Annotated in this window: 12 protein-coding genes; 4 read left to right on the top strand and 8 right to left on the bottom strand. The window is 67.4% G+C overall.

Annotated features, from left to right (window positions below; genetic code table 11):
• Positions 1 to 2: 2 nt before the first annotated feature.
• The 5 genes from ACFV2O_RS28425 to ACFV2O_RS28445 are packed head-to-tail and all read right to left on the bottom strand — an operon-like array spanning position 3 to position 4,874.
• The gene (locus ACFV2O_RS28425) at positions 3 to 881 is read right to left on the bottom strand and encodes a phosphoribulokinase (RefSeq protein WP_355073975.1); all 879 of its coding nucleotides are present in this window, start codon (positions 879 to 881) and stop codon (positions 3 to 5) included.
• 11 nt (positions 882 to 892) lie between these two features.
• A complete protein-coding gene (locus ACFV2O_RS28430) occupies positions 893 to 1,969 on the bottom strand; it encodes a class 1 fructose-bisphosphatase (RefSeq protein ID WP_355073977.1) in 1,077 nt (358 codons plus the stop codon).
• Between the two features lie 24 nt (positions 1,970 to 1,993).
• The gene (locus ACFV2O_RS28435) at positions 1,994 to 2,998 is read right to left on the bottom strand and encodes an AAA family ATPase (RefSeq protein WP_355073978.1); all 1,005 of its coding nucleotides are present in this window, start codon (positions 2,996 to 2,998) and stop codon (positions 1,994 to 1,996) included.
• Positions 2,988 to 3,410: a ribulose bisphosphate carboxylase small subunit gene (locus ACFV2O_RS28440; RefSeq protein WP_355073980.1), complete on the bottom strand. Its 423-nt coding sequence runs from the start codon at positions 3,408 to 3,410 to the stop codon at positions 2,988 to 2,990. The genes ACFV2O_RS28435 and ACFV2O_RS28440 overlap by 11 nt, the downstream gene beginning before the upstream one ends.
• A gap of 21 nt (positions 3,411 to 3,431) precedes the next feature.
• Positions 3,432 to 4,874 carry a form I ribulose bisphosphate carboxylase large subunit gene (locus tag ACFV2O_RS28445; protein ID WP_355073982.1) on the bottom strand — a complete coding sequence of 481 codons (1,443 nt, stop codon included), beginning with the start codon at positions 4,872 to 4,874 and terminating at the stop codon, positions 3,432 to 3,434.
• A gap of 156 nt (positions 4,875 to 5,030) precedes the next feature.
• Between ACFV2O_RS28445 and ACFV2O_RS28450 the strand changes: the two genes are divergently transcribed.
• Both ACFV2O_RS28450 and ACFV2O_RS28455 read left to right on the top strand, forming a co-directional pair.
• Positions 5,031 to 5,894: a LysR family transcriptional regulator gene (locus ACFV2O_RS28450; RefSeq protein WP_379254548.1), complete on the top strand. Its 864-nt coding sequence runs from the start codon at positions 5,031 to 5,033 to the stop codon at positions 5,892 to 5,894.
• A 74-nt stretch (positions 5,895 to 5,968) separates the two neighbouring features.
• Positions 5,969 to 6,823 carry a class I SAM-dependent methyltransferase gene (locus ACFV2O_RS28455; RefSeq protein WP_379254442.1) on the top strand — a complete coding sequence of 285 codons (855 nt, stop codon included), beginning with the start codon at positions 5,969 to 5,971 and terminating at the stop codon, positions 6,821 to 6,823.
• A gap of 16 nt (positions 6,824 to 6,839) precedes the next feature.
• Here ACFV2O_RS28455 and ACFV2O_RS28460 read toward each other — a convergent pair whose 3' ends face one another.
• The 3 genes from ACFV2O_RS28460 to ACFV2O_RS28470 are packed head-to-tail and all read right to left on the bottom strand — an operon-like array spanning position 6,840 to position 10,369.
• Positions 6,840 to 8,384, bottom strand: coding sequence for an FHA domain-containing protein (locus ACFV2O_RS28460; protein ID WP_379254443.1), 1,545 nt, complete (start codon positions 8,382 to 8,384; stop codon positions 6,840 to 6,842).
• Positions 8,381 to 8,824 (bottom strand): hypothetical protein, encoded by a 444-nt coding sequence (locus ACFV2O_RS28465; protein ID WP_379254444.1) that lies wholly within the window; start codon positions 8,822 to 8,824, stop codon positions 8,381 to 8,383. Before ACFV2O_RS28465 ends, ACFV2O_RS28460 begins: the two co-directional genes overlap by 4 nt.
• Positions 8,825 to 8,827: 3 nt before the next feature.
• Entirely contained in the window at positions 8,828 to 10,369 is a 1,542-nt protein-coding gene (locus ACFV2O_RS28470) for a hypothetical protein (protein ID WP_379254445.1), read from the bottom strand.
• 141 nt (positions 10,370 to 10,510) lie between these two features.
• Between ACFV2O_RS28470 and ACFV2O_RS28475 the strand changes: the two genes are divergently transcribed.
• Together ACFV2O_RS28475 and ACFV2O_RS28480 are read left to right on the top strand one after the other, a co-directional pair.
• Complete coding sequence (locus tag ACFV2O_RS28475) at positions 10,511 to 10,930, top strand: hypothetical protein (protein ID WP_379254446.1); 420 nt, start codon at positions 10,511 to 10,513, stop codon at positions 10,928 to 10,930.
• A 467-nt stretch (positions 10,931 to 11,397) separates the two neighbouring features.
• Entirely contained in the window at positions 11,398 to 11,778 is a 381-nt protein-coding gene (locus ACFV2O_RS28480; protein WP_067807371.1) for an NADH-quinone oxidoreductase subunit A, read from the top strand.
• Positions 11,779 to 11,827 lie beyond the last annotated feature (49 nt).

Below are 11,827 nucleotides of genomic sequence, written 5' to 3' on the forward strand. Positions count from 1 at the left end.
CCTCAGTACGAGCGTTTCGGCCGCTTGTCCATCAACCGCAGGATCAGCGGCGTGAAGATCAGCTGCATGGCCAGCTCCATCTTCCCGCCGGGCACCACGATGCAATTCGTCCGCGACATGAACGAGTCGTGCAGCATCGACAGCAGATAGGGGAAGTCGATCACCTTCGGGTCGGCGAACCGGATCACCACGAAACTCTCGTCCGCCGTCGGAATGGTGCGCGCGATGAACGGATTGGACGTGTCCACGGTCGGCACCCGCTGGAAGTTGACGTAGGTGCGGGAGAATTGCGGGCAGATGTAGGTGACGTAGTCCGGCATCCGCCGCAGGATCGTATCGATCACGGCCTCGCTGGAGTACCCGCGCTCGGTCTTGTCCCGGATCACCTTCTGAATCCACTCCAGATTGATGATCGGCACGACGCCGACCAGCAGATCGGTGTATCGCGCCACATCCACGGTGGAGGTGACCGCCGCGCCGTGCAGGCCCTCGTAGAACAGCAGGTCGCTGCCCGGCGTCAGCTCCTCCCACGGCGTGAAGGTGCCCGGCGGCTGGCCGTAGGGCTTCGCCTCGGCCTCGTCGTGCAGGTACCGGCGCACCGTTCCGACCCCGGTCTCGCCGTAGTCGCGAAACAGCGTCTCCAGCTCCTTCAGCAGGTTGGCCTCCTCCCCGAAATGCGAGAACCGCAGATTGCGGCTCTGCTCCGCCTCGGCCATGGCCAGTTTCATCTCGTTGCGGTCGTAACGGTGGAACGCGTCGCCCTCGACGATGGCCGCGTTGATCTCTTCGCGGCGGAAGATCTCCTGGAAGGTCCGCGTCACGCTGGAGGTCCCCGCCCCGGAGGACCCGGTGATGGCGACGACCGGGTGCTTGACCGACATGGTTCTCCTCTTCAGCGCTGGGCCGGACGAAACAGCGACCGCCTGCCGAACAGCGAGCTGTCGAAGCTGGGGCCCTCGTCCGGTTCGCGGTGATACCGCTCGATGCGCTCGACTTCGTTGCGGGAGCCGAAGATCAGCGGCACCCGCTGATGGACGTCGCCGGGCGTCACTTCCAGCACTCGCTCGCTGCCGGTGGTCGCCGAGCCCCCGGCCTGTTCGACGATGAACGCGATCGGATTGGCGCCATAGAGCAATGCCACCCTTCCCGGACGCGTGGGCGGGCGGGTGTCGCGGGGGTACAGGTACACCCCGCCTCGGGTCAGGATGTGAAAGGTGTCGGCGACCAGCGAGGCCACCCAGCGCATATTGAAATCCCGCTCGCGGGGGCCGTCGACGCCGTCGAGGCACTCGTGCACGTAGCGGCGCACCGGTCGTTCCCAGAACCGCTCATTCGCCGCGTTGATCGCGAATCCAGAGGTGTCCTCGGGGATGCGCATCCGCGGGTGGGTCAGCACGAACGCGCCGATCTCCCGGTCCAGGGTGAACCCGTCGACCCCGCTGCCGGTCGTCAGCACCAGCATGGTCGCGGGCCCGTACAGGGTGAACCCCGCGCACACCTGCTCGACGCCGGGCTGCAGGAAGTCGGCCGCCGCAGGGCCCGGGCCCTGCGCGGGCGCGCGCAGCACGCTGAAGATGGTGCCCACCGGCAGATTCACGTCGATGTTCGACGAACCGTCCAGCGGATCGAAGGCCAGCAGGTACTTCCCGCGCCGATGGGTGGCGGGCACCGGATGGATCTCGCTGATCTGTTCGGACAGCAACGCCGAAAGGTGCCCGGTCCATTGAGTTTCGGCGACGATGATGTCGTTGGTGATCGCGTCCAGTTTGCGATGCACCGTCGGCGGCAGATTGTCCGGCTCGGACGCACCGATCGAGCCGACGATCGCGCCCCTGGTGACCTGATTGGCGACGATCTTCGTCGCGGTCGCGATCACGTTCACCAGCGCGGAGAACTCACCGGACGATCCGGGATGCCGATGCTCCTGTTCGATGGTGAAGCGGGTGAGGGTCTTCAGTCCTTCTGGCATAACGCCTCGATCTCGTCACCGGGGTCACACGGTCGGCTCGCCGGCGGGCTCGGGGTCGGTGAACACGCTGCTGCCGTAGACATCCCGGTCGGTCAGCGTGATCAAATCGGTCTTGGTCAGCGGTCTGCGCAGTTCCACGAGACGCTTGGCCTGCCGCAACCGGCAACGGTCGAGCGCGTTGCGGACGCTGCGCGCGTTGGAGAAGCGCGGGCGGGCCATCCGGTGTTCCAGGTACTCCCCGAAAGCGGTCCGCGCCGCGTCGTCGAAGTGGAAGTTCTCCGCCGCCACCATGAGCTCGGCGATTCCCAGCAGCTCCGCGTGCGTGTAGTCGGCGAACTCCAGGTGATGGGCCACCCGCGAGGACAGGCCCGGATTGGCGGAGAAGAAGCGGTCCATCCGGTCGGGGTAGCCCGCGAAGATCACCACCAGGCTGGCGCGTTCGTTCTCCATCTCCTGCAACAGGATCTCGATCACCTCCTGCCCGTAGTCGCGTTCGTTCTCCGGCCGGAACAGGTAGTAGGCCTCGTCGATGAACAGCACCCCGCCCGCCGCCTTGGCCAGCGCCTCTTTGGTTTTCGGTGCGGTGTGCCCGATGAACTGACCAACGAGATCGTCGCGGGTGACCGTGTGCACTTTCGGTTTGCGGATGTAGCCCAGGGCGTGCAGCATCTGCGCCATCCGCAATGCCACCGTGGTCTTGCCCGTGCCGGGACCGCCGGTGAAGCTCATGTGCATGGTCGGCCGCGAGGAGGTCAGTCCGAAACGCTGCCGGGCACGGTCGATCAACAGCAGCGCCGCGATCTCGCGGACCCGCCGCTTCACCGGAGCCAGCCCGATCAACTCCGCGTCCAGCCTGCGCAACGTTTCCTCGACGTCGTGACCCGCGATGTCGCTCGACAAGTCCAGCACCGCGTCCTCGGCCAGGATTTCCGGCTCTTCCGGATCGGGCGACGCCGTCCGCACCGCGCCGGGGACATCAGCCCCCGGCCGGTGCAGACGGAATCCGGAGCCGTTGCGCTCAGCCGCCATACCGCTCTCCCGGCCGGACGGTCGTGGCATACGAATGCAGGCCGTATGTCTGCATCCGGTCGGGACCCTCGGTGCGGGTGAGCACGAAACCCGGCTCGTCGGGCGGTCGTTGCACCAGGAAACTCAGCGCCGTCGTCTGCCTGGTGTAGCGGGCGTCGTAGGCGAGCACCCGCACGTAGTGCCGGGGGAAAGTCGCCCGGCACGCGTTGATCTCGGCCAGTACGCCGTCGGGCTCGTCCAAGTCGAACAGCGGCAGCCCCCACATCTCCCAATAGGCATTACGCGGGTGCGGATCGTCGGTGTACTCGATGGATACCGGCCAGCTGTTGAGCAACGCGTAGCGCACTTGGGCGGCGATCTGCTCGTCGGTCAGCGGCGGCAGGTAGCAGAATGTTCCGTGCCTCAGATACATCGGCTCGTCCTTCCCGGATGGTCAGCGGCTGGCCGTCGGCACGGCGTCCGGCGCGTCGGTGGAGGTGTAGTCGAAGGTGACATCGCCCCAGGTCGCAAGCGCGACATCGAGCGGACGGCAGATCTCGGCCGCCTTCCTGAGCACATCGGGGCCTTCCTTCAACAGGTCGCGGCCTTCGTTGCGGGCCTGCACGACCGCCTCCAGCGCGACCCGGTTCGCCTCCGCGCCCGCGGCGATGCCGAGCGGATGCCCGATCGTGCCACCGCCGAACTGCAGCACCACGTCGTCACCGAACAGGTCGAGCAACTGATGCATCTGCCCGGCATGGATGCCGCCGGAAGCCACCGGCATCACACCGGGCAGGCTCGCCCAGTACTGGTCGAAGAAGATCCCGTTGGCCGGCTCGGTCCGGATGTGGTTCTCCCGCAACGTGTCGTAGAACCCCTTGGTCGTCGCCGGGTCGCCCTCCAGTTTCCCGACCACGGTGCCCGCGTGCAGATGGTCGACGCCGATCAGCCTGCACCACTTGGCCAGCACCCGGAAGCTGACGCCGTGCGTCTTCTGCCGCGTGTAGGTGGAATGCCCCGCGCGATGCAGATGCAGCAGCACCCCGTTGCGGCGCGCCCAATGCGACATCGACTGCATCGCGGTGAAGCCGACGGTGAGGTCCATCATGATGACGACGCTGCCGAGTTCCTTGGCGAACTCCGCGCGCTCGTACATCTGCTCCATCGACGCCGCGGTCACATTCAGGTAATGCCCTTTGATTTCGCCGGTCTCCGCCATCGCGCGGTTGACGCCCTCCATCGCGAACAGGTACCGATCGCGCCAGCGCATGAACGGCTGCGAGTTGATGTTCTCGTCGTCCTTGGTGAAATCCAGGCCGCCTTTGCATGCCTCGTAGATGACGCGTCCATAATTGCGGGCGGATAGCCCGAGTTTCGGTTTCACCGTCGCGCCGAGCAGCGGCCTGCCGTATTTGTTGAGATATTCGCGTTCCATCACCGTGCCGTGCGGCGGCCCTTGGAACGTCTTCACGTACGCCACCGGAATACGCATGTCCTCCAGCCGCAGCGCCAGCAGCGGCTTGAACCCGAACACGTTGCCGATGATCGAGGAGGTCAGGTTGGTGATCGATCCCTCCTCGAACAAGTCGAGATCGTAAGCGATATAGGCGAAGTACTCCCCCGGCCGCCCGGGGACCTCGTCGATGCGGTAACACTTCGCCTGGTAGCGCGAGTGGGCGGTGAGCCGGTCGGTCCACACCACCGTCCAGGTCGCCGTGGAGGATTCACCCGCCACCGCGGCCGCCGCCTCGATCGGATCGACACCGCGCTGCGGAGTCACCCGGAACACGGCGAGCACGTCGGTATCCGACGGCTGGTAGTCGGGCGCGTAATACCCCATCGAGGCATAGGATTGGACACCCGGATCCCAGCGGTCGCGTTCGGTTTCTTCGGCCATCGTTCCTCCTGCTGTGCCACTGCGGGACACCCGCACCCGGGCGAACGGGCGTGCCTTGGGATTTCCAGGATGACGTGCCGGATACCGACAAACAATTTGATTGTTTCTCGCGATACTCAACATATTCGTTGAGTTTGTTACCGTTCTCCGGTGGGTATGGTGAGCGCGGCTCGGATGGAAACCTTCCTGGCCGTCGCCCGCCACGGCAGCATCCGCCGCGCCGCGGCGCAGTTGCACATCACCGAGGCCGCCGTCTCCGCGGCCGTCGCGCACATCGAGAAACAGCTGGGGGCAAAGCTCATCGCGAAGTCCGGGCGCGGCATCGCGCTCACCGAGTCCGGGCGCGTCTACGCCGAGTACTGCCGCGGCATCCTCGGGTTGATGAAGGAGGCGCAGGCGGCCGTGCGCCGCGCCGAGACCGGGCGGCTGCGAATCGGCGTGGTCGCCACCGCGGGCGAGTACGTCCTGCTGCGGCCGCTCGCCTCGTTCCGCCGCCGGTTCCCCGACATCGAACTGAGCCTGTCGGTGCATCCGCGCGACGCGCTGTTCCTCGAATTGCAGCACCACGAAACGGATCTCGTCATCGCGGGCCGCCCGCCACGCGACACCGGGCTGGTGGTGCGCGCCCGGCGGCCCAGCCGCCTGGTCGTGGTCGGCCTGCCGGAACTCGATCCGCTGCGCACCACCTGGCTGCTGCGCGGGCGCGGCTCCGGCACCCGCGAGGCCACCCTCGCCTTGCTCGACCAACTCCGGATCGAACCGCCCGTGCTCACTCTCGGCTCCCACGGCGCCGTCCTCGCCGCCGCGCGAGAAGGACTCGGCGTGACGCTGATCCACAGCGACGCCATCTCCCAGGACCTGGAGAACGGCGCGCTGCGCGTCCTCCCGGTCGAGGGCACCCCGCTGGATCGTCCCTGGCATGCCATCACCACCCGCACACCGACGCCGACCACCCGCCTGTTCCTCGCCCATCTGCTCGACCCCACGGAGGTCGGCTCCGACGCCTTCCACCCGCATTGAGGCCCGCGACCTGCGCGAACCGGCACCACAGCCGCCGCGGAAACCGACTGGACGGATATGACAGACTGACTCGCATGACCCGAGGGGATGTTCCGTCCAACGTCTCGGACACCGCGCGCTGGGTCGCGGCCTACCGGGCACGCGAGACGATCCGCCCGGACGCGCTGTTCCAGGATCCGTTCGCCGACCGGCTGGCCGGCGAACGCGGCCACGCCATCGCCGACAACGCGCCTAGGGTGATGCGCCACGGGTGGCCGATCGTCACCCGGACCAAACTGATCGATGACCTCGTAGCCACAGCGATCGGCGAGGGCTGCGACCGCGTCCTCAACCTCGCCGCCGGTCTGGACACTCGCCCCTATCGGCTCGATCTGCCCGACGAGTTGCTCTGGATCGAGGCCGACCTACCCGAGATCGTCGCCGAGAAGGACAGCGCCCTCGCCGGCGAGACGCCGCACTGCGTGCTCATCCGCCGCGCGGTCGACCTCGCCGACCCGGACGCGCGGACGAAGTTCCTCGACGAGGCGCTCGGCGCGATCGGCCCGAACGCCACCGGCGCGTCCAAGGCCCTGGTGCTCACCGAGGGGCTGCTGATGTACCTCGACCCGCCGACGGTCACCGATCTCGCGACCGCACTGGCCCGCCCCGAGATCGCCTGGTGGCTGCTGGATCTGAGTCTGGGCATGCGCAAGATGCGCTCCGGCGACACCTTCGCCAACGCGCCGATGCAGTTCGAACCCGCCAACGGCGTCCGCTTCTTCGAAGACCTCGGCTGGCAGCCGATCGAACTGGAAAGCCTGCTGCTGCACGCCCGCAAGTTCCACCGCGCGCCTTGGTACCTACGTCCCTTCACCTATCTCCCCCAGCCCGACCCCCGCAAACCCATGCGCACCCCGTGGTCGGGCATCATCCGTTTCCGCCACACCTGAGCGACGCCGCCCGCGGCTACAGCTGGCCGTGCTGGGAGTCGAAGGTGAGCACACGGCCGCCCAGTTGGATCTGGGCTCCGGGTGTGAGGGCGATCGGCTGGCCGGGGACCGCTCGGACCCAGTCCTGGCGTCCGGGATGACGGATGTGGGTGCCGTTGGTGGAACCGCCGTCCACGACCGTGACATCCCAGTCGACGAGGCGGATCTCCGCGTGCGCACGCGACATTCCGCCCGAGCTGTCCTCCAGCCGCACCGGGCGCGCACCACGCGCGACCGCGTCCGAATGCTCCGGTTCGCGGCCGAGAACGCAGTCGCTGTCCAGGACGAACGACGTGCCGTCGTCCAGTAGCAGCACACCGAGCGGTGGGCGCACCCCTTCGCTGAGCACGCAGGTGAGCTGATCCATCCGGATCCCGCAGACCGCGCAGAACGACACCCGAGGATCGTTGTGATGATGCCGGGCGCATTGGAAACCCGGCACGATCACGCGATGTCCCAGCGCGTTCGAGCCGGTCGACCCGAGCGCGTCGGCGACGACGCCGGTCGAGGGAACCATCGTCTCGGCGAGATTCGCGTCGTTGGCGATCGCGTGATCCCGATCGGTGCGGTGCGCGGGCCGCGCCGGGCTCTGGTCCGGCGCCGGTGGTACGGGCTTCGCCGCCGGAGGCGTCACGCCTTCGCGTGGCGTGGCCCGCCGCGCCGGCGCTTGGAGATCGACTTCCGTAGCGGCATCGCCGGACTCCTCGCCCTTCCGCAGGCTCGGCGCCCGCCGTGGTTGCGCTTCGGACGCCTCGGAACCCGCCTGCCCGCCCGGCCGGTGTGGTTGCAGCATCGCCTGCGGTCCGGCGGTGCGACTCGGTTGCGGCATCTGATCCGGCATCGGCGGCCGATCCTCGACGCGATGCGGTTCGGCCGCCGGTCGTGGCGCGACGTGCGGCGGCTCCGGCCGGGGCTCGACGGAAGATGGCGGCGCGGATCCGGCGTCCGGTCGCCGCGGGGACTCGGCGTCACCGTGGCTGTCCGGCTCATCACCGATCGCGCCCGACCACAGCACCGCGCCGGACCCTGGCGCGGTGCCCGCATCCAGCGACAGAATCCCCCGCCCCGGTAGCGATTCCGCGGTCCAGCCCGCCTCGTCCACGAACAACCCGGCGCCGCTGCCGGGTGCGGGCGTCACCATGCGGTCGACGGTGAATCCGGCGTCCCGGCCGCGCAGCACCTCCGTGTGGCCCGGACCGGCGAGCACCGCGGTGACCCCACCGTGCAGGAACACCGCGAGACCTTGGTCCACCGGCGTGATCACCCCGAATTCGACTTCGTCCTCCTCGCCGTTGGACAGGCCCATCAGCCAGGTCGTGGCCAGTCGCGCCACCGCGCGCCCGCTGCGGCGCCGGTCGCGCGCGACGGCTTCGCGCACGATGTCCAGCAGCGCCGTCATCGTGCGGGCAGCGGCCGTGTCCGCCGTGAGGAGCCCGTCGCCCCGGTGCGCGACGACCACGACTGCGCCATTCGCGCTCGCCACCAGGTGGGCGCCGGGCAACACCTCGATCTGCGCGCTCACAGGAACCGGCCGCCTTGGAAGCGCCACCGATGGAAGACCACCCGCATCGGCCCGTTCACGATGAGCCAGAAGGCGACCCATGTGACGACGAACTGGATGAGGAAGGCAGCCAGCGACGGACGCAGATGCTCGGGCAGCACCACCGTGGTGTAGCGCACGAGCACCCAGATCAGCGCTCCCTCATTGAGGATGGTGACCAGACCGAACAAGGTCGGCCAGTCCTTCTCCCAGCGGAACTGTTGGAGCAGGTGGTAGAGCAGTTCCCAGAGCACACCGACCAGAACGGTCGCCAGCAGCACCGACAACGTCACCCGGTACGCCTGACCGATGCTCGAGGACCCGGTCGGCAGGAACGGGGTGATGAGCAGCGCGACGACGAAGCCGATCACGCTCAGCGCGAGCAGACGGGTCTGGATTCGCCCGTTCAAGGTAGGAAGCATCGCTCAGATCTTCTCGTTCGTAACCCACAGCCACCATTGCCGCGTCGAGCGCAGCGGCCCCATCCTGCGGCAGAACCCGACCGCGGCCAGGTCGTCGGCGATCTCCTGCGCGGCGATCTGCAAGCCGAGGAAGGTGTCCACCCCGGCGAACGGCCCGCCGAGCGTCGCGCTGCCGGAGGCGTATATCCGTCCTGTGCCGCTGCGGGTGCCGATCAGCTCGAAGGTCGTGTCCACGTCCAGCCGACCGAGCGGATTACGGCCCGCGCCGGTGTGGTCGAGCAGGTCTGCCAACAGCCGGTGCTCCCGGACGTCGGCTTCCAACCCCGTGCAGTCGATGATGTAGTCGACGGTCGTGTCGAAAGGTTGCGTCGGCGGCGGAAAAGGCAAGGGCGCACTGGAATCCGGAAGAATCGTGGCGACCACGCCTTGCCGTCCAGCGGCAGGACGCGGAGCGCGCATCGTGCCGGCCATCACCTGGTACCACCCCTCCCGGCGGCCACGGCGCAACTGTTCCTGCCAGTTGTCGCGGATGGGGGTGTTGGTGCCGGAGATCTCCTTGTACGCGCGCGCCCGTTCCTCGCCTTGCAGTCGTCGCACCTTCTGCTTGAGCTGACCGCCCCACACCGACTTCGGATAGTTGAAACCCTGGTAGGCCCATCCGTCGCCGCCCTTGCGCCTGCTGAAGATGTTCTTGCCGTGCGAGCCTGCGATATAGGTGCGGAACAGGTGCAGGATCCGGGTGTCTAGCCGGTACTTGTCCCGATCGTCGATGAGCCGTTGCAGGACGCGGCTGGCCACGATCCCGCTGCCGCGGATCAGCACCGTGCCGGGCCGCCGCTGGAGCGCCTGATAGACGTGCTCGTGCGGCTCGTAGGCATTGACCACACGGGTGGGATCACGATGGGTCTCGCGATACTCCTGCAGATCCGGCAGCAGCTTCAGCCCCGGATAGCCGACGGCGACATGGACGTACGTGCTGCGGAAAGCGACCCGCTTGGTCGGTGCCGAACCCGCGGGCGGGGTGAGGATGGTGAAGTATCCGCCGCCGTTGCGCTTGCGGACCATGCGCACGTGCCCGCGGTGCAACGAGCGGGCATAGCCGATGCGGTGGAATTCCCGCTCCATGGAGGCGAACGCCTGGCCCGCACGCGGGGTGTAGTAGTTGGCGAAGATCGGCTCGACGAAGACGTTCCACAGCGGCTTGATCGACTTGTCCGCGATCGCCTCCCGCACCGCGTAGGACGGAAAGCCCCAGATGTTGTCCGGCGTGGAGGCCGAGTCGCTGCGCAGGCGTTCGGCACGGGGGATCTGCGACACCCTGGTGAGGTACTCGTAGGAGGTCCACGGGTGCTCCTGCGGACCGAGCACCGCCATCGCTTCGGCGGGCACGCCGAAGATCCGGAGCGTGTCGTAGGTGACGAACGATCCGATCCCGCTGCCGATGGTCACGAACGGTACGTCGAACACCGGAATCCCGGCGCTGCCGAGCATTTCATCGGTCCATACGTCGGTGTCGACGAGGGCCTGCGTGATATCTCCCCGCATTGGCCGGACTTTACCGGCAGATCCTTATCAACTGCTTGCCATCGGCTTTCGCCGGACGACCGCACTGGTGACGCGCCGCGCACGACGCGTGCGAACCATCTGCGCCGAACCTGCCACGCGGTACGCCCTCGCGGACGTACCATGCCGTTCGTGGCCGATTCCACTCGTTCCACCCCACTGCGGGTCCTCGTGTACAGCAACGACGCCGACACCAGGCGCCAGGTGATCCAGGCCTTGGGCAAGCGTCCGAGCGCGGAGCTACCGGAGTTCGAGTACCTGGAGGTCGCCACCGCTCCCGTGGTGATCGCGCAGCTGGACGCCGGTGGCATCGACTTGGCCATGCTCGACGGCGAGGCCGCCCCCGTCGGCGGGCTCGGCATCGCGAAGCAGTTGAAGGACGAAGTCGATCCGTGCCCGCCGCTGCTGGTGCTCACCGGCAGGGCCGACGACGCATGGCTTGCCAGCTGGTCGCGCGCGGAGGCAGCCGTGGCGCATCCCATCGATCCGCTCCGCCTCACCGAGGCCGTCGTGGCTCTGCTGCGCAGCCGCTCGGCGGCCTGATCCCGCCAGCTATTCATAGCGATCATGAATTAATTCACCCGGGCGCTCCACCGCGCCAGGACCGCCGGTAAGCGACCCTCGACCGCGCCGCCCCTCGGCGCCGTTGTTCGCCGCGCAGTTTGCCGCCTTTTCCGACTGCGAACCCGCTCGGGACCACATTTGACGTCGCGGTACCTGGCATCTCAACGTTTCCAACTGACCGTTCACCCAACGGTGCGGACCCTTCGCGCGGATTACCACCGTTTCGGTCATAAATGCTTGTACTGAATTCGATCAAACGCCGCTGCCAAACGCGGTGCGGGCCGCCGGTTCAGTTGTAGGCTGTGCCCTACCTCACACGGAGACGGATCCGGTCATGACCGTCCCCGGGTGGAGCCGAGGGGCGAGTCTGGCCGAGGCGGACAACGACGTCAGCCCGCCTCGGACGCTGTTGTCAGCTGCCGCTCGCAAGGAGGGGAAGTGCAGTCGTGAACATCGAGGTGCCGACACTTGTACTCGGCGCGATCGCGGCGGCGTTCGCGCTGTTCTCCATCGTCCTGTCCGCCCTGGTCGGCCCGAAACGACGAAACCGGGCAAAGCTGGAACCCTACGAATGCGGTATCGAACCCACGCCGCATGCCGTGGCGGGCGGACCGGGAAACGTTACCGGGCAACGCTTTCCGGTGAAGTACTACCTCACCGCCATGTTGTTCATCATCTTCGACATCGAGATCGTGTTCCTCTACCCGTGGGCAGTCCACTTCGATGCGCTCGGTCTCTTCGGTCTGGCCGCGATGGCGTTGTTCATCGTCAACGTCTCGGTGGCCTACGCCTACGAATGGCGACGGGGTGGCCTCAGCTGGGACTGACCACCGCGCAGCCGAATTCGTAGCCGACGAGTGGAAGCGAGTCAGTAGA

The sequence above is a fragment of the Nocardia sp. NPDC059691 genome (genome assembly GCF_042733915.1).
Taxonomy (GTDB): Bacteria; Actinomycetota; Actinomycetes; order Mycobacteriales; family Mycobacteriaceae; genus Nocardia; species Nocardia sichangensis.